Origin of the sequence: Actinosynnema pretiosum (assembly GCF_002354875.1) — a bacterium.
Taxonomy (GTDB): Bacteria; Actinomycetota; Actinomycetes; order Mycobacteriales; family Pseudonocardiaceae; genus Actinosynnema; species Actinosynnema auranticum.
The window spans coordinates 6840426-6857687 of record NZ_CP023445.1 but is presented as its reverse complement, the minus strand read 5'-3'; the positions used below and the strand labels follow the sequence as shown (position 1 = coordinate 6857687).

The 17262-nt window shown below is 74.4% G+C and carries 15 protein-coding genes; 6 read left to right on the top strand and 9 right to left on the bottom strand.

Features of this window, described 5'->3' with window-relative positions:
• Window positions 1-41: 41 nt before the first annotated feature.
• Complete coding sequence (gene smc, locus CNX65_RS29225; RefSeq protein ID WP_096498062.1) at window positions 42-3617, top strand: chromosome segregation protein SMC; 3576 nt, start codon at window positions 42-44, stop codon at window positions 3615-3617.
• Between the two features lie 39 nt (window positions 3618-3656).
• Here smc and CNX65_RS29220 read toward each other — a convergent pair whose 3' ends face one another.
• From CNX65_RS29220 to CNX65_RS29210, 3 genes are all read right to left on the bottom strand, one after another.
• Window positions 3657-4442: a lysophospholipid acyltransferase family protein gene (locus CNX65_RS29220; RefSeq protein ID WP_096496616.1), complete on the bottom strand. Its 786-nt coding sequence runs from the start codon at window positions 4440-4442 to the stop codon at window positions 3657-3659.
• Window positions 4443-4532: 90 nt separating this feature from the next.
• Complete coding sequence (locus CNX65_RS29215; protein ID WP_041837118.1) at window positions 4533-4859, bottom strand: hypothetical protein; 327 nt, start codon at window positions 4857-4859, stop codon at window positions 4533-4535.
• Between the two features lie 46 nt (window positions 4860-4905).
• Window positions 4906-5538, bottom strand: coding sequence for a maleylpyruvate isomerase N-terminal domain-containing protein (locus tag CNX65_RS29210; RefSeq protein ID WP_096496615.1), 633 nt, complete (start codon window positions 5536-5538; stop codon window positions 4906-4908).
• Window positions 5539-5588: 50 nt separating this feature from the next.
• On the opposite strand from CNX65_RS29210, the gene CNX65_RS36480 reads away from it, so the two are divergent.
• Window positions 5589-6515 (top strand): GNAT family N-acetyltransferase, encoded by a 927-nt coding sequence (locus CNX65_RS36480; protein ID WP_198320566.1) that lies wholly within the window; start codon window positions 5589-5591, stop codon window positions 6513-6515.
• A 394-nt stretch (window positions 6516-6909) separates the two neighbouring features.
• Here CNX65_RS36480 and CNX65_RS29195 read toward each other — a convergent pair whose 3' ends face one another.
• Complete coding sequence (locus tag CNX65_RS29195) at window positions 6910-8439, bottom strand: sodium:solute symporter (protein ID WP_096496613.1); 1530 nt, start codon at window positions 8437-8439, stop codon at window positions 6910-6912.
• On the bottom strand, window positions 8426-9550 hold the full coding sequence (locus CNX65_RS29190) for an anhydro-N-acetylmuramic acid kinase (RefSeq protein ID WP_177154458.1): 1125 nt from the start codon (window positions 9548-9550) through the stop codon (window positions 8426-8428). The genes CNX65_RS29195 and CNX65_RS29190 overlap by 14 nt, the downstream gene beginning before the upstream one ends.
• A 120-nt stretch (window positions 9551-9670) precedes the next feature.
• Here CNX65_RS29190 and ftsY point away from each other — a divergent pair, with 120 nt between their 5' ends.
• Window positions 9671-11128 (top strand): signal recognition particle-docking protein FtsY, encoded by a 1458-nt coding sequence (ftsY, locus tag CNX65_RS29185; protein ID WP_096496611.1) that lies wholly within the window; start codon window positions 9671-9673, stop codon window positions 11126-11128.
• 66 nt (window positions 11129-11194) lie between these two features.
• On the opposite strand, the gene CNX65_RS29180 is transcribed toward ftsY, so the two are convergent.
• Both CNX65_RS29180 and CNX65_RS29175 read right to left on the bottom strand, forming a co-directional pair.
• Window positions 11195-11587, bottom strand: a complete 393-nt coding sequence (locus CNX65_RS29180; protein ID WP_096496610.1) for a hypothetical protein — start codon at window positions 11585-11587, stop codon at window positions 11195-11197.
• A 43-nt stretch (window positions 11588-11630) separates the two neighbouring features.
• Window positions 11631-12404 (bottom strand): IclR family transcriptional regulator, encoded by a 774-nt coding sequence (locus tag CNX65_RS29175; protein WP_096496609.1) that lies wholly within the window; start codon window positions 12402-12404, stop codon window positions 11631-11633.
• A gap of 89 nt (window positions 12405-12493) precedes the next feature.
• Between CNX65_RS29175 and aceB the strand changes: the two genes are divergently transcribed.
• The 3 genes from aceB (at window position 12494) to CNX65_RS29160 (ending at window position 15788) form a co-directional block, all read left to right on the top strand.
• Window positions 12494-14035 carry a malate synthase A gene (gene aceB, locus CNX65_RS29170; protein WP_096496608.1) on the top strand — a complete coding sequence of 514 codons (1542 nt, stop codon included), beginning with the start codon at window positions 12494-12496 and terminating at the stop codon, window positions 14033-14035.
• 1 nt (window position 14036) lies between these two features.
• Complete coding sequence (locus tag CNX65_RS29165; RefSeq protein ID WP_096496607.1) at window positions 14037-15242, top strand: DUF6986 family protein; 1206 nt, start codon at window positions 14037-14039, stop codon at window positions 15240-15242.
• A gap of 90 nt (window positions 15243-15332) precedes the next feature.
• Window positions 15333-15788: an Imm1 family immunity protein gene (locus CNX65_RS29160; RefSeq protein WP_157767893.1), complete on the top strand. Its 456-nt coding sequence runs from the start codon at window positions 15333-15335 to the stop codon at window positions 15786-15788.
• 30 nt (window positions 15789-15818) lie between these two features.
• On the opposite strand, the gene pucL is transcribed toward CNX65_RS29160, so the two are convergent.
• Together pucL and CNX65_RS29150 are read right to left on the bottom strand one after the other, a co-directional pair.
• Window positions 15819-16700, bottom strand: coding sequence for a factor-independent urate hydroxylase (gene pucL, locus CNX65_RS29155; protein ID WP_096496605.1), 882 nt, complete (start codon window positions 16698-16700; stop codon window positions 15819-15821).
• Window positions 16701-16734: 34 nt separating this feature from the next.
• Window positions 16735-17229 (bottom strand): 2-oxo-4-hydroxy-4-carboxy-5-ureidoimidazoline decarboxylase, encoded by a 495-nt coding sequence (locus CNX65_RS29150; RefSeq protein ID WP_096496604.1) that lies wholly within the window; start codon window positions 17227-17229, stop codon window positions 16735-16737.
• Window positions 17230-17262: the final 33 nt, after the last annotated feature.

The window sequence follows — 17262 nt, the reverse complement described above, 5'->3', positions numbered from 1 at the left end:
TTCGCGCCGGCCGGGGGACGGGCACGGGTAGGGTGCGCGGCGTGCACCTCAAGAGCCTGACGCTGAAGGGCTTCAAGTCCTTCGCCTCGGCTACCACCCTGCGCTTCGAGCCCGGCATCACGTGCGTGGTCGGCCCCAACGGGTCCGGCAAGTCGAACGTGCTCGACGCGCTGCGCTGGGTGATGGGCACCCAGGGCGCGAAGGACCTGCGCGGCGGCAAGATGGAGGACGTCATCTTCGCGGGCACCTCCGGCCGCGCGCCGCTGGGCCGCGCCGAGGTCACCCTCACCATCGACAACGCCGACGGCGCGCTGCCCATCGAGTACACCGAGGTGTCGATCACCCGCCGGATGTTCCGCGAGGGCGCCACCGAGTACGAGATCAACGGCAGCTCGTGCAGGCTCATGGACATCCAGGAGCTGCTGTCGGACTCCGGCATCGGCCGCGAGATGCACGTCATCGTCGGCCAGGGCCAGCTCTCCGCGATCCTGGAGTCCAAGCCGGAGGAGCGCCGCGCCTTCATCGAGGAGGCCGCGGGCGTCCTCAAGCACCGCAAGCGCAAGGAGAAGGCGCTGCGGAAGCTGGAGGCGATGCAGGCCAACCTGACCCGCCTCACCGACCTCACCGCCGAGTTGCGCCGCCAGCTCAAGCCGCTGGGCAAGCAGGCCGAGATCGCCCGGCGCGCCCAGACCGTGCAGGCCGAGCTGCGCGACTCGCGGATGCGCCTGCTCGCCGACGACCTGGTCACCCAGCGCGAGTCGCTGGCCCGCGACGAGCAGGACGAGGCCGCCGCGCGCGCCCGCCGCGCCGAGGTCGAGCGCTCGCTCCAGCAGGCGCAGGTGCAGCAGAACGAGCTGGAGGAGGTCGTGTCCGCCGACGCGCCCAAGCTCCAGCAGGCCCAGGACACCTGGTACCGGCTCTCCGCGCTGGAGGAGCGGCTGCGCGGCACGGTCCGGCTGGCCGTCGAGCGCGAGCGGCACCTGAAGGCGTCGGTGGACGCGCCCAGGGGCGGGCGCGACCCGGAGGAGCTGGAGGCCGAGGCCGAGCAGACCGCCGCGCTGGAGCTGGAGCTCCAGGAGGGCGTCACCGAGGCGCGGGTCGGGCTGGCCGAGGCGGTCGAGACGCGCGCCGAGCTGGAGCGGATGGTGTCCGCCGCCGAGAAGGCGCACCTGGCGGCCGTGCGGGCGATCGCCGACCGGCGCGAGGGCCTGGCCCGGCTGTCCGGGCAGGTGGAGGCGCTGCGGTCCAAGACCAACGCCACCGCCGAGGAGATCGAGCGGCTGTCGGTGGCGCTGACCGAGGCGGTCGAACGGTCCGAGGTCGCCCAGGAGGAGCTGGCCGAGGCGCGCGAGAGCACCGACAGCGAGGACGAGGACGACGCGGGCGTCCAGGAGCGGCACCGGCACGCCGTCGAGGCCGAGGACGCGGCCCGGCGGCGGGTCGAGGAGCTGGTCAAGGCCGAGCGCGCGGCCGAGCGGGACATCGCCTCGTGGAAGGCGCGCGTGGACGCCCTCTCGCTCGGGCTCACCCGCAAGGACGGGGCGGGCGCGCTGCTCGCGTCCCAGCTGCCCGGCCTGCTCGGGTCGGTCGCGGCGCTGCTGACCGTGGAGCCCGGCAACGAGGTGGCGCTGGCCGCCGCGCTCGGGCCGGTCGCGGACGCGATCGCGGTGGCCTCCGGCGACGACGCGCTCGCCGCGCTGGAGCTGCTCAAGTCCGAGGACGCCGGGCGCGCGGGCGTGGTCATCGGCGGCGGCGAGCCGCCCACCGGCGCGCTGCCCGCGCTGCCGGGCGGCGCGCGCTGGGCCGTCGACCTGGTCCGCGCCCCCGAGGCGCTGCGGCCCGCCGTGGCCCGCGCGCTGCACGGGCTCGCCGTGGTCGCCGACCTGGCCGCCGCCGACGCGCTCGTGCGGGCGCACCCGGAGCTGCGGGCGGCCACCGGCGAGGGCGACCTGCTCGGGTCGGACTGGGCGACCGGCGGGTCCGGGCGCAGCCAGAGCGTCATCGAGGTGCAGGCCGCCGTGGACGAGGCGTCCGAGAAGCTCGCGCTCGCCGAGCGGGCGCTGGAGCACTCCGGGCCCGCCCTGGACGGGGCGCGCGCCGAGCAGCAGGCCCGGCGCGGCGAGGCGTCCGCCCTCAAGGAGCAGCTCAACGAGGCCAAGGTCCGCAGGGCCCGCTCGTCTGAGCGGCTCAACCGGCTCGCGGCGGCCGTGCGGTCCGCCGAGGCCGAGGTGGAGCGGGCGCGCGGCCAGCGGGAGAAGGTCGAGGCCGCCCGCGAGGAGAACCTGCTCAAGCTCGCCGAGCTGGAGGAGCGCCTCCTGGTCGCCGAGGAGCAGCCGCTGGACGACGAGCCCGACACCGCCCAGCGCGACGAGGCCGCCGCCGAGCTGGCCTCCGCCAGGCAGGGCGAGATGGACGCCCGGCTGGCGCTGCGCACCGCCGAGGAGCGGGCCCGCGCGCTCCAGGGCAAGGCCGAGGGCCTGCGGCGGGCCGCGCGCGCCGAGCGGGAGACGCGGGAGCGCGCGCAGCGGGCGCTGGCGGCGCGGGCGCGCGGCGCGGTCGTCGCCTCCGCCGTGGTGCGCGGCGGCGAGGTCGCGCTGGAGCGGATCGCGGTCTCGCTGGACCGGGCCGCCCGCGAGCGCGACGCCGCGCAGGAGCGCAGGGCCCGGCACGAGGCGCTGCTCGGGCAGGTGCGCGGGCTGGTGCGGGAGATGTCCGGCGAACTGGAGAAGCTCACCGACGCGGTGCACCGGGACGAGGTGCTGCGGGCCGAGCAGCGGCTGCGGATCGAGCAGCTGGAGGTCAAGATCTCCGAGGACTTCGGGATCGGGCTGGACGACCTGGTCGCCGAGTACGGGCCGGACGTGCACGTGCCGCCGTCCGCGGGCGAGCTGGCCGAGTACGAGGCGGCCAAGGAGCGCGGCGAGGCGGTCACCGCCCCCCTGCCGATCCCCTACGACCGGGACACCCAGGCGAGGCGGGCCAAGCGCGCCGAGCGGGACCTGTCGCTGCTGGGCAAGGTCAACCCGCTGGCGCTGGAGGAGTTCGCGGCGCTGGAGGAGCGGTACAAGTTCCTGTCCAACCAGCTGGAGGACATCAAGGCCACCCGCCGCGACCTGCTGACCGTCGTCAAGGAGGTCGACGACAAGATCCTGGAGGTCTTCACGCTGGCCTACGAGGACGTGGCCAGGGAGTTCCAGGTCGTGTTCGAGGTGCTCTTCCCCGGCGGCGAGGGCCGGTTGGTGCTCACCGAGCCCGACGACATGCTCACCACCGGCATCGAGCTGGAGGCCCGCCCGCCCGGCAAGAAGGTCAAGCGGCTGTCGCTGCTGTCCGGCGGGGAGAAGTCGCTGGCCGCCGTGGCGATGCTGGTGGCGATCTTCCGGGCCAGGCCGTCGCCGTTCTACGTCATGGACGAGGTCGAGGCGGCGCTGGACGACACCAACCTGCACCGGCTGATCGGCCTGTTCGAGCAGCTGCGGGAGCGCTCGCAGCTGCTGATCATCACCCACCAGAAGCCGACCATGGAGATCGCCGACGCCCTGTACGGCGTGTCCATGCGCGGCGACGGCATCAGCCAGGTGATCTCGCAGCGGCTGCGCGGGCGCGAGGCGTCCTGAGCCGGGGCGCCCGCGAACCGGGCGCCCCCGGAACGCCCGCTAGCCGCGCTTCTCCTGCGCTCGCTTCTCCTGGTCCCGCTTCTCCTGGTCCCGCTTCTCCTGGGCCCGCTTCTCCCGCGCTTCCCTGGCCTTCGCCTCCAGCACCGCGACCTCCTCGGGGGTCGGCGCGGTGCCGCCCAGGTTCGCGGGGTGCCACCACTGGCCGACGCCGTCGTCCGGGTACTCCCGCTGCGCCTTGTCCAGCAGCTCCTGCATCCGGGCGCGCAGCTCGGTCTCGTCGGCGGGCTCGAACGGCGCGCCGATCTCGATCGTGATCGGGACGTGCCGCTGCGTCAGGTTCCTCGGGGTGCCCTTGCCCAGCAGCCGCTGCGTGCCCCAGAGCGCCATCGGGATCAGCGGGACGCCCGCCGCCCGCGCCAGCCGGATCGCGCCGCTCTTGACCGTGTTGACCACGTACGACCGGCCGGTCGTGCCCTCCGGGAAGATCCCCACGACCTCGCCCGAGCGCAGCGCCGCGAGCGCCTTCTCGTACGACTCCTTGCCCGCCGAGCGGTCGACGGAGATGTGCTTCATGCCCCGCATCAGCGGGCCGGCGATCTTGTTGCGGAAGATCTCTTCCTTCGCCATGAAGCGCACCAGGCGCTTGGCCGGGTGCGCGCCGTAGCCCGCCAGGATGAAGTCGAGGTAGCTGATGTGGTTCACCGCCAGGACCGCACCGCCCGTCGTGGGCACGTGCTCCGCGCCCCGGATGTCGATGCGCAGGTCAAGTGCCCGGAACAACGTCTTCGCGAGCGCGATGACCGGCGGGTACACGAGGTCTGCCATGGGGTGAACCGTACGCGATCAACCCCTGGCAGCACCCGCGGTGCGCCCGTGTCGGGCACACCGCGAGGCCGGTTCACGCTCGCACGCGGATCAGCGTTCCCCGTGCTCCCTGCGCACCTTCGGCACGCCCGCCAGGTCTTCCTCGTTGCACAGCAGCTTGAGGTTGAAGTAGGGCGAGCCCTTGGTGTCGTCGTAGTCCAGGTGGACCGAGATCACGTCGACCGCCTCACCCAGCCACTCCTGGGTCTGCCGCAGCCACGTCGCCGCCCGCTCCAAGGCGCTCGGGAGGTCGTTGTCGCGGAACTCGACCGGCCGATAGGGAACTTCCTGGACTTGATCCCGACCGTTGGAGGGCACCGGGAGGTCCACCGCCACCCCGTTGTCGTTCAACTCCAGATGGATCGTTTCCTCACTCACCCCACGAGGGTCTACCACCGGCATCCGCGCGGCAAGCCCACCGGGGTCACGTCAAGGGATCGCCGTGCCACTTCCACCCGCTCTGGGAGGGCCTGCCGGGCAGCTCGACGCGCCCGTTGGCCCACAGCAGGGCCCGCCACGCGTCCGCTCCCGGCTCGTGCGCGGGGAACAGCCGGGCCAGCGTCGCGGCGGCCTGGCGACCGGTCGGGGTGAACTCGGCGCCGAACCCGCGACCGGCGTCCCAGGTGTGCACGAGCAGCTCGTCGCAGGCCATCGCGGCGAACCCGGCGGGCTCGGGAAGGCCGCTCGGGTGCCAGCCCCGGTGGCCGGGCGGGGCCGCGTCGATCGTGGCGGCGAGCACCTCGGACTGGGCGCGCACGACCCTGACCAGCATCGCGGGGTCGGCGGTGGCGTCGGTCGCCTCCAGCCAGCAGTCCAGCTCCTCGGTGCCGCCCGCGAGGTCCAGCGCGTACCAGCGCAGGCAGTCCACCAGGTGCGCGGCGGTCCGCGCGACCGTCCAGTCCAGGCCGGGGACGGGCACCGCCCAGTCCCGGTCCGCGAACCCGGCCAGGAACGCCGCGCACTCCCCGGCCGCGCTCCGCACGTCGGCTCCGGTCAGCGCGCCGCCCGGCCCGCCCGCCCCGTCGTCGACCGCCCCGCCACCCGCTCCACCAGCCATGCCGGAAACTCCCTCGCGCTCGAGTCGGTGTCCGCGTGACCATGCCAGACATGTACGACATCCGAATCGCAGTCGCCGCTGACCTGAACGACACCCTCGACCTGCTGGCAGGCCTCCCCGCCGACAGCCCGCACCACCTGGACCTGCTGGTGGACCCCGTGCCCGGCTGGCCCGCGGGCTCCGCCGTCGCGACCGACCGCCGTGGCCGCGTCCGGGGCCTGCTCACCGCCGCCGTCGACCCCGTCTCCGACCGGGTCGTGCTGCACGGCCCGTTCGTCGACGTCCCGGTCAACCACCCGGCGGGCGGCCGGATCTGGGACAGCACCGCCGACGCCCTGCTGGCCGCCGTCGAGCCGGTGCTGGCGGGCGTCGCGGAGCGGGAGGTGCGGGGCGGTCCCGCGCACCTGCGGCTCGCCGCGTTCGCCGCCAGGCACGGGTTCGCCGTGGGCGGCGCGGGCGAGGAGCTCACCGCCGACGCCGCCGCCGTGCGGGGCCTGCTGCTGAGCGAGGCCGCCTGCCAGGGCGCCGGGGCGGGCTGGGGCACCGGGGCGCTGCCCGCGCGCGGGGACGACGGCGCGCTGGGCGTGCGCACGGCCGTCGCGGCGCTGCACGAGCGCTGCTTCCCCGAGGTGGGGGAGTCCGGGGCCGGGCTGGTCGCCTCGGCGGGGACCGGCGGGCGCGCGGTGGTCGTGGCGCGCGACGGTGAGCGGGTGCTCGGCTACGCGGCCGGTCGGGCGGAGCAGGAGCGGTACCGGGTGGAGCACGTGGCCGTCGAGCCCTCCGCCCGAGGACGCGGGATCGGCGGCGCCCTCGTCGCCGAGCTCGTGTGGAAGCTCGCCGTGGAGCACGGGGCGCGCCCCGAGGCCTCCGCCGCCACCGCCGCCGGGGGCGGTGCGGCGTCCGAGCGGATGTTCACCCGGCTGGGGTTCCGACAGCAGTCACCCCTCCACGCCCGCCGCGCGGGCCACGCGGCTTGACCGCGCCGACCGGGCCGTTTGGGCCGTCCGAGCCGACCGGGCCCTCCGGACCGACCGGGCCCTCCGGACCGACCGGGCCCTCCGGACCGACCGGGCCCTCCGCCCCGGCGAGCGGGGACGCCGCCGAGGGCTGACCGGACCCCCTCCGCCCGATCTCCCCCGAGCACCGGGCTCCAGCACCGGTCGGGGTGTGCCGACCGGCTGTGACGCCCCCGAGGACCGGCCCGCCCGCGCCTGCCGGAGGCGCGCGGGCGGGCCGTCCCGCACCGCGCGACGCGGGCTGCCCCGCTGTGAGCTGAATCACCGCGAGCTGCCTCGCCGCTAGCGCCCTCGCCGTGGGCGCCCTCGCCGCCTGCCGCCTCGCCGTCGACCGCCGCGGCTCAGCCGACCCAACTCAGCCGACCCGGCTGCCCGCCCTCCCGTGCCGCAGCGACAGCAGCCCGCCGACCACGAGCGTCACCAGCACCCCGAGCGGGGTGTACCAGGGGTACGCGGGGGCCCACAGCTGCTCCGCCGCCGACGCGGGCGAGAAGTCGACGGTCAGCTCCAGGTCGGGTCCGCGGAACTTCACGCCCAGGATCACGAACGCCATCACCACCACGGTCACCGCGAACGCCGCGATCGCGTCCGGCTGCCGCGCCCCGCGGAACACCAGCCCCAGCAGGAACGCCCCGAGCAGCGCCCCGTAGGTGAAGCCCGCGATCGACAGCCCCTGCTCGACGATCGGGTTGCCGCGCGTGGTGAACGAGGAGAACAGCCCGGCGAACACCGCCAGCAGCACCGCCCACACCACCGTCCACAGGCGACCCTGCCGCAGCACCTCGTCCTCGGACAGCGGCCTGCGCACGAGCTTCTGGTAGACGTCGGTGACCGTGGACGAGGCCAGCGCGCCCAGCGAGGAGCTGAGCGCGGCGGCGAGGATGCCCGCGATGACGAACCCGGACAGCCCGGACGGCATGTCGTTGACGATGAAGCTCGCGAACAGCTCGTCCGCGTTGCTGAGCCCGAGCTCCTCCACCGGGTGCGCGCCCTCGTAGTAGGCCCACAGCATCACGCCGATCACCAGGAACAGCCCGAACTGGAGCAGCACCACCACACCGCTGCCGATGAGCGCCTTCTGGCTCGCCCGCACGTCCTTGGTCGCCATCAGCCGCTGCACCACGAGCTGGTCGGCGCCGTGCGAGGCCATGGACAGCACCGCGCCGCCCACGAACGCGGTCAGCGCGGCGTACGGGCTGGTCAGCGGGCTGGCTACCAGGTCGAGGAACTGGAACTTGTCCGCGTCGGCGGCCTGCCCGACCCAGTCGCCGGGCAGCCGCCCGGACAGCACGACGATCACCGCGACCGCGCCGAGGACGTACCAGAGCATCTGGATGGCGTCGACCCACACGACCGCGCGCACCCCGCCCAGGAAGCTGTAGACCACCATCGCCGCGCCGAGCACGGCCACGATCAGCCAGTACGAGGCGTTCACCCCGTACGCCGACAGCACGACCTTCACCGGGATCGCGGTCGCGAACAGCCGCAGCCCGTCCGCGAGCAGCCGGGTCACCAGGAACGTCACCGACGCGGCGCCCTGGAGCCCGGAGCCGAACCGGCGCCCCAGGTACCCGTACGCGGTGACCAGCTCGCCCGCCACGTACTTCGGCAGCAGCACGAACGACACCACGATCCGGCCCAGCAGGTAGCCGAACGCCAGCGACAGGAACGTCATGCCGCCGCCGTAGGCCACGGTCGGCACGCTCAGCACGGTCAGCGTCGAGGTCTCCGCGGAGACCACCGAGACGCACACCACCCACCACGAGATGGAGCGCTCGCTGACGAAGTAGTCGGTCGCGGATCGCTGCCTGCCGCCGATCCACACGCCCAGCAGCGGCATCCCCACCAGGAAAAGCACCACGATCGCGAGGTCAAGTGCACGCACGGCTTCCTCCGATTCTCAGACCGGTGACCGGGGTGGTGGCGGGCTCCGGCAGGCGCAGCGGCGCCCGTCCGGGGGTGATGGAGCCCAACGGGCGCGGCCCGCGCGCGCCGGTCGCGGCCGGGACGTTGCCCGGAAGGCCGTGCCAGGCCAAGAAGCCCAGCAGCGCGGTCAGGTGCGCCTCCTTGGCCCCGGCGGGCAGGCCGAGGTCGTCGCTGGGGCGCACGTCGGACCCCGGCAGGCGGCGGCGCAGGGCCGCCATCAGCGCGGGGTTGCGGGTGCCGCCGCCGGAGACCACGACCAGGCGCGCGTCGGCGCAGGCGCGGGCGGCGGTGCGGGCGGTCAGCTCGACCAGGGTGGCGAGCAGGTCCTCGGGGGTGAGCGCGAGGCCCTCGGTCGCGCGGTCCAGGTAGCCTGCGTTGAAGTGCTCCTTGCCGGTGGACTTCGGCGCGGGGCGCGCGTAGTGCGGGTCGGCCAGCAGCCGGTCGAGCAGTCCGGGGTGGACGGCGCCGCGCAGGGCGAGCGCGCCGTCGACGTCGCAGGGCGTTCCGGTGATCCGCCGCGCCGCCGCGTCCAGGAGCGCGTTGCCGGGGCCGGTGTCGCAGGCGGACGGCGGGTGGCCGTGCCGCACCAGGGTGACGTTCGCGATGCCGCCCAGGTTCAGCGCGGCGGCCGGGGCGGTCTTCGATAACTCGGCCAGCCACAGCACGTCGAGCGTGCTGGCCAGCGGCGCGCCGTGGCCGCCCGCCGCGACGTCGCGCTGGCGGAAGCCGGAGACCACCGGGAGGCCGGTCGCCTCGGCGATCCAGGCGGGCTCGCCGAGCTGGAGCGTGCCGAGGCAGGTCCCGCTCTCCACCCGGTGGTGCGCGGTCTGTCCGAGTGACGAGACCAGCTCGCCCCGGTACCCGGCGGCGATCCGGCCGAAGAGCCGCCCCAGCCCGGTGTCGAGGGCGCACACGTCCCCGGCGCCGGTCGGGACCGCCCGCAGCCGGTCCGGGAACGGGTGTTCCGCGTGCTCGACGGGGGAGAGCACGACCACCGGCCCGTCCAGGGACAGGTCGGCGACCGCCACGTCGACGGCGTCCGCCGACGTGCCGGAGTGGAGCCCGATCACCCTCACGTCCAGTGGTCTATTCGACGCGGGGCGTCGGCACAAGGGGGGTTGTGGAGAAGTTGCCAGGTGCAAGCTCTTCTCGTTGATCGACCACATGCGCAGGCGTGGGAGGATTGGCCGGTGTCCACCACGACCCTGATCTGGATCGTCGTCCTCGTCGCGGCGCTGCTCGCGGTCGCCCTCGTGGCCGGTGTCGCGCTCTCCCGGCGCAGGCGGATCTCCCTCACCGAGAAGGAACCCGACCGCCCCGTCACCAAGGGGTACCGGGCGGGCGGTGGGATCACGTTCGCCCAGCCCGGAGGTTCCGCGACCACCCCGGCCGAACCGGAACCGGCGGCGAAGCCCTCGGCGGCCGAGCCCGCCGAGGAGCCCCCCGCGAAGCGGGCCGAGTCCGCCGCGCCGGTGGTGGACGAGCCCGTCGAGACCCCGGCGCCGGTCGACATCTCCGTGCCCGTCGACACCGCCGCGCCCGTCGACACCGCCGTGCCGGTCGCGCCGGTCGAGGGCCCCGAGCCGGTCCGGCACCCGGTGGTCGACCGGACCGAGGTGGACGGGCAGCCCGGCGTCGGAGACGACGCGTCGGTGCCGCGCGACTCGGTCCGACCCGGACTGGTCGACGTCCAGCTCCCCGAGGAGTCCTCGGAGATCGACGAGATCGAGCCGACGGCGGGCCGCCTGGAGCGGCTGCGCGGCAGGCTGAGCCGCTCCCGCTCCACGCTCGGCTCCGGCCTGCTCGGCCTGCTCGGCGCGGGCGACCTGGACGAGGACTCGTGGACCGACGTCGAGGACACCCTGCTCATGGCGGACCTCGGCGCCGCGGTGACCATGCAGGTCGTGGAGGCGCTGCGGCAGCAGATCGCGGCGCGCGGCGTGCGCACCCCCGAACAGGCCAGGACGCTGCTGCGCGAGGTCCTCGTGGACGCGCTGCACCCGTCGATGGACCGCTCGCTGCACGCCCTCCCGCACGACGGCAAGCCCGCCGTGCTGCTCGTGGTCGGCGTCAACGGCGTCGGCAAGACCACCACCACCGGCAAGCTCGCCCGCGTGCTCGTCGCCGACGGCCGCACCGTGCTGCTCGGCGCGGCCGACACGTTCCGCGCCGCCGCCGCCGACCAGCTCGCCACCTGGGGCTCCAGGGTCGGCGCGCGCACCGTGCGCGGCCCCGAGGGCGGCGACCCGGCGTCGGTCGCGTTCGACGCGGTCAAGCAGGGCGTCGGCGAGGGCGTCGACACCGTCCTGGTCGACACGGCGGGCAGGCTGCACACCAAGACCGGGCTGATGGACGAGCTGGGCAAGGTCAAGCGGGTGGTGGAGAAGCAGACGGAGGTCGACGAGGTGCTGCTGGTGCTCGACGCGACCACCGGGCAGAACGGGCTCACCCAGGCCCGCGTGTTCTCCGAGGTCGTGGACGTGACCGGCATCGTGCTGACCAAGCTGGACGGCACCGCCAAGGGCGGCATCGTGTTCCAGGTGCAGCGCGAGCTGGGCGTGCCGGTGAAGCTGGTCGGGCTCGGCGAGGGCGCGGACGACCTGGCGCCGTTCGAGCCCGCCGCGTTCGTGGACGCGCTGCTCGGCTAGCCCCGCCTCGACGGCGCAGGGGCGGGGAACCGGATCAGGTTCCCCGCCCCTCCGCTTTCCCGGCCCCTAGCCGGCCACGTCGAACGCGGCCCGCGCGTGCACCACCTCGGAGCACCAGTGCCAGCACTCCTTGGCGTCCCCGGCGTCCAGGTGGAAGTGCAGCGGGTGCAGCGCGGAGCCCTCGGGCAGCGCCACCGGGTAGTCCGCCAGCGCGCGGAACCGCGCCGCCGCCACCCGACCGCTCCTGGGCTCCAGCCAGCTCTCCCGGTTGGTCGCCCGCACGCGGGCGCCGGGGAACTCCCGCCGGTAGCCCTCGATCAGGCCGACCACCCAGTCGACGTCCCCGCCGGGCCCCGGAGCGGGCACGGGGGGCAGGTGGGCGCCGTCGCTCCACCGCCCCACCACGTTCGAGTCGTTCCAGAACAGGGTCAGCGTCCGGCCGTAGTGAGATGTCGCCACGGCGGAGATCCTTCCCGACCGGCCGGGCGGGCCGTCCGGCGCATCAGCCCATCGTGGGACGCGAGGCCAACCGGTCGGCGATCCCGTGCAGCAGCCCGGTGATCCCCTCCGCCGCCTCCCGCGTCAGCCGTCCCTCCGGACCGGACACCGACACCGCCGCGGGCGTCGGCCCACCCGGCACGACCACCGCCACGCACCGCACGCCCAGCTCCTGCTCGCCCTCGTCCAGCGCGTGCCCGCGCGCGGCGACCAGGTCCAGCTCGGCCAGCATCGCGCCCAGGTCGGTGATCGTGTTCGGGGTGCGCGCGGGCAGCCCGGTGCGCTCCAGCAGCTCCCGCGCCCGGTCGCGGGGCAGCGCCGCCAGCACCGCCTTGCCGACGCCGGTCGCGTGCGGCAGCACCCGCCTGCCGACCTCGGTGAACATCCGCATAGAGTGCCGCGACGGGGCCTGCGCCACGTACACGATCTCGTCGCCGTCGAGCACCGCCAGGTTCGCCGTCTCGCCGGTCTCGTCCACCAGCTCGGCCAGCAGCGGGCGCGCCCACGTGCCGAACTGCCGTCCCGCGCCCTCGCCGAGCCGGATCAGCCTCGGGCCGAGCGCGTACCGGCGGTTGTCATGCTGGCGCACGTAGCCCAGGTCGACCAGGGTGCGGATGAGCCGGTGGATGGTCGGCAGCGGCAGGCCGGAGGCGGACGCCAGCTCCGACAGGCTGGCCTCACCGCCCGCGTCGGCGAGCCGCTCCAGCAGGTCGAAGGCTCGCTGGAGGGACTGCACGCCACCGCTCTCGCGCGACACCTTCGGACACGCTCCCTCCATTGCCGTTCCGCTATGCGGTAACTATAGTCCGCAAAGCAGAAAATCGGCGCAGCACGGCATCCGACGCGGCAGCCAGGGAGGCATCCAGCATGACCGGAATCCGAGTTCTCGGTGGCGCGGTCGAGCGCGGCGAGCAGATCCTGACCCCGGAGGCGCTGGAGTTCGTGGCCGCGCTGCACCGCTCCTTCGCCGCCACCCGCGACGAGCTGATCGCCCGCCGCGCCGACCGGGGACCGCTCGGGTTCCTCGCCGAGACCGCCGACGTGCGCGAGGGCGAGTGGCAGGTCGCGCCCGCCCCCGAACCGCTGCGCGACCGCCGGGTCGAGATCACCGGGCCCACCGAGCGCAAGATGGCGATCAACGCCCTCAACTCCGGCGCGAAGGTGTGGCTGGCCGACCTGGAGGACGCCAACACGCCGCACTGGCGCAACGTGGTGTCCGGGCAGGTCACCCTCTACGACGCGGCGCGCGGGACCATCTCGCACACCTCGCCCGAGGGCAAGCGGTACGAGCTGGGCGACGGGCCGCGCCCGGCCATCGTGGTGCGCCCGCGCGGCTGGCACCTGCCCGAGCGCGGCATCGAGGTCGGGGGAGGGCCCGCCATCGGCGCGCTGGTCGACTTCGGGCTGCACTTCTTCCACAACGGCGCCCTCGGCAGGCCGTACTACTACCTGCCGAAGCTGGAGAGCCACCTGGAAGCCCGGCTGTGGAACGACGTCTTCACGTTCGCGCAGGCCGAGCTGGGCGTGCCGCGGGGCACCATCCGGGCGACCGTCCTCATCGAGACGATCCCGGCCGCGTTCCAGATGGAGGAGATCCTGCACGAGCTGCGCGAGCACGCCTCCGGGCTCAACGCGGGCCGGTGGGACTACCTGTTCAGCGTCATCAAGTACTTCCGCGACGCCGGGCGCGAGGCCGTGCTGCCCGACCGCAACGCCATCACCATGACCGCGCCGTTCATGCGCGCCTACACCGAGCTGCTGGTGCGGACCTGCCACAAGCGCGGGGCGTTCGCGATCGGCGGCATGGCCGCGTTCATCCCGAACCGGCGCGACCCCGAGGTGACCGAGCGGGCGCTGGCGAAGGTGCGCGAGGACAAGACCCGCGAGGCCGGGGACGGGTTCGACGGGTCGTGGGTGGCGCACCCGGACCTGGTGCCGGTGTGCCGCGAGGTGTTCGACGCGCGGCTCGGGGCGAGGCCGAACCAGCTCGACGTGACGCGGGACGAGGTGTCGGTGACCGCCGCGCAGCTGCTGGACTTCGCGTCCGCGGGCGGGTCGGCGACGGCCGCCGGGCTGCGGTCCGCCGTGGACGTCGGGGTGCGCTACCTGCTGTCGTGGCTGGGCGGCAACGGGGCGGCGGCGATCCACGACCTGATGGAGGACGCGGCCACCGCCGAGATCTCGCGGTCGCAGCTGTGGCAGTGGGTGCACAACGGGGTGGTGCTGGAGGACGGGACCCCGGTGACGGCCGAGCTGGTGCGCGGGGTGCTGGCCGAGGTGCGCGCGGAGCTGGCCGGGGCCGGGGCGTCCGAGCACCTGGACGTGGCGGTGGAGCTGTTCGACCGGGTCGCGCTCGCCGACGACTTCGTCGACTTCCTGACCCTGCCCGCCTACCGGCACATCGCCTGACGTGCCGCGCACGTCGCTGCCCGCCGACGCCGTGGCCGCGGCCACCGCGCGGCTGGAGTACTTCACGCCGCGCTGGCCGGAGGGGCGTCAGCCGGTGCACACCTGCTACGTCCCGGCCGACCGCGTTCACCCGGACGTGGTGACGGAGTGGGGTGCGCAAGCGCTTGCCGCTCTGGAGGGTCACGCGCCCTCGCCCGAAGGGCTGGCCGAGCTGCTGGGCCTGGAGCCCGCGCTCGCCGCCGACGTGCACGCCGGGGTGCGGGCCAAGCTGGCCGCCGAACCCGTCGAGGACCTGCGCGTCGACTTCGAGGACGGCTACGGCTCGCGCCCCGACGACGAGGAGGACGCCGACGCCGAGCGGACCGCGCTGCTGGTGCGGGCGTGGCTGGACGCCGGGGTCGCGCCCGGCCGGTTCGGGGTGCGGATCAAGTCCTTCGACACCCCCGAGCTGGTGCGGCGCGGCGTGCGCACGCTGGACGTGTTCCTCACCGCCCTCGGCGGGCCGCCGCCCGGCTTCGTGATCACCTTCCCGAAGGTGACCTCGCGGCGGCAGGTCGAGGTGTTCGGGGACGTGCTCGACCTGTTCGGCGTCCCGCTGCGGTTCGAGGTCCAGGTCGAGACCACCCGGTCCGTGGTCGACGCGTCCGGGCTGCTGGCGCTGCCCGGCTACCTGGAGGCCGGTCGCGGGCGGGTCAGCGGGCTGCACTTCGGCACCTACGACTACACCGCCGGGTGCGGGCTCGGGGCCGCCCACCAGCACCTCGCGCACTCGGCCTGCGACTTCGCCCGGCACACCATGCAGCTCGCGGCGGCCGGGCGCGGGGTCGAGCTGTCCGACGGCTCCACCAACGTGCTCCCGGTCGGCGACGCGGTCCGCGAGGGCTGGCGCACGCACTACCGGCTGGTGCGGCGCTCGCTCGCACACGGCTTCCACCAGGGCTGGGACCTGCACCCGGCGCAGCTGGTCACCCGGTACGCGGCGGTGCACGCCTACCACCGCGAGGGGCTGGCGGCCTCGGCCGCGCGGCTGCGGGCCTACGCCGAACGGGTGGCCGGGGCGGTGCTGGACGAGCCCGCGACCGCGCAGGCGCTGTCGGAGACGTTCGTGCGTGCGCTCGACTGCGGCGCGTTGACCCCCGAAGAGGTCAACGATGTCACTGGTCTGGGCGTATCGGAGCTGCGGAACCTGGCCCGGCGTGGGCGATGACCGTCCCTCACGGTGATGGCTCTCGCTGGATTGGGTGATAGTCCGCCATGCCGTGACCACGGTGACCGCCAACGGGACAGTGTGGGGCGCATGAGCGTACGAGCCGGGCTGTGGAGCGGGTTGCCGGACTTCGACAGCGCCGAGCACCGCTACCGGGTGGTGGCGTGCCCGGCGGACGTCGACCTGCTGATCGAGGCGCTGGGGGTTCCGGGGTGCAACGACGCGACCCTGGAGCACTTCGGCCGCGACACCGACGACGAGGGGGAGTGCGACCACAGCGTCGTGCTCGCCGTGCGCGGCGCGTGGGGGTACCTGCACTACGTCGACCCGGACTTCTCCGGGTGGCCGGTCGGGGACGAGCGGGCGCCGCACGTCAACGAGGCGTACACGGACTTCCCGCCCGGCGTCGGCGTGCCGCTGGAGGTGCTGCGGGCGCTGGTGCTGGAGTTCCTGGAGACGGCGCGCAGGCCGGACGCGGTGCGGTGGTACACCGAGGCCGACCTGTTCCCGTCGTGGCGGACGCGCAGGTCCGCGATCCCGGACTAGCGCGGTGGCTCGCCCCTTCCCGGTCGGGGGTCAGAACTCCCCGATCGAGTACCACGCCAGGCCCGCGCCCTCGGCCTCCTCGCGCAGCGCCGAGCCCTCGATCAGCCCGTACGGGCTCTCGGGCGCGTGGAACACCTCGTTGCGGTTGTCCAGGCCGAACGGGGACAGGTCCACCGGGACGTGGTGCTTGTTGGGCATCGACAGCCGCACCTCGGCGACCTCCGGGCGGGCCAGCAGGACGGCCTCCGCCATGGCGTAGAGGGTCTGCTGGAGCGAGAGGCTGTGCTTGTCGGCGAACGTCGACAGCAGCACGCGGCGGATCTCCGCGTAGCTCGCGGCCCAGTCGACGACCTCGTCCGAGGAGTAGCGCCAGCGCGCGGTGACCGAGGTGGCGAGCACGCGGTCGTCGGTCTCGGCGAGGGTGGTGAACTCGTCGCGCGGGAACCCGTGGAACTCCGAGCCGGTGGTCTTGAGCACCACGAGGTCCTTGAGCCCGGACACCACCCAGGCCCGGTCGTGGTCGACGGTCACGGCGGTGGTCCGGATCTCCCCGCCCGACCGGGTGAACGAGTGCCCGTTGGCCTCGATGCGCTGCCAGAGGTGCTCGTCGACGAGCACGCGCGCCCCGGTGATCGCCGCCTGCCCGGCCACGAAGTGCCGCGCGAGGCGGAGGGCGAAGTCCTCGACCTGGTGGACGCCGTAGAGCTTGGCGAAGGCGTAGGCGGTGTTCTTCTGGGTGTCGGTGGCGAGGACCTTGGTGTTGTCGCCGGTCAGGTGGGTGTCGGCGAGGTCCCCGCGCAGCGAGGTGCTGACGGTGAGGTCCTTTATCGAGTGGGTGTCACCGTCGCGGGTGACGGACACGAGCCGGACCTCGGCCTTGCCGTACTGGTTCGGCCCCAGGACGATCCCCATCGGATGACTCCTCAGCGTCGGTGCGGTGGTCGCCTCACTCGCGGTGGACCAGCTTCCGCAGCCGGATGGCGGCGATCCGGCACAGCTCGCGGTTGACGACCCTGAGCTCGTGGGCGGGGTCGTTCCCCATGCGGGCCTCCGCGGCGCGGAGCACGTCCACCCCGCTCAACCCGGTGGCGCAGATCAGGAAGACGTGCCCGAACCGGGCCTCGTAGCGCGCGTTGGCCTCGGCGATCCGCTCGGAGAGCGAGCCGTCCACCCCGGACTGCTCCCGGTCGGACCAGGCGGCGGACGTCCCGCGCCCGCGCTCGCCGATGCGGGGGTGGTGCGCGATCGCGGCGCGGACCTCGTCGTCGGACAGCACCACGTCGGCCGCGGCGACCAGCCGCTCCAGCTCCCCGAACGGCCGCGCGGCGAGCACGCCGTCCACCCACCGGGGCGCCGCGAGGCAGTCGAGCACCAGGGGGCGGAGCAGGTCGGGCTCCCCCGCGTCGAACCACCCGATCCCACCGCTGTCCGCACCGGTCATGGGCGCTCACCCTCCGGGGGACGACTGCGCGGG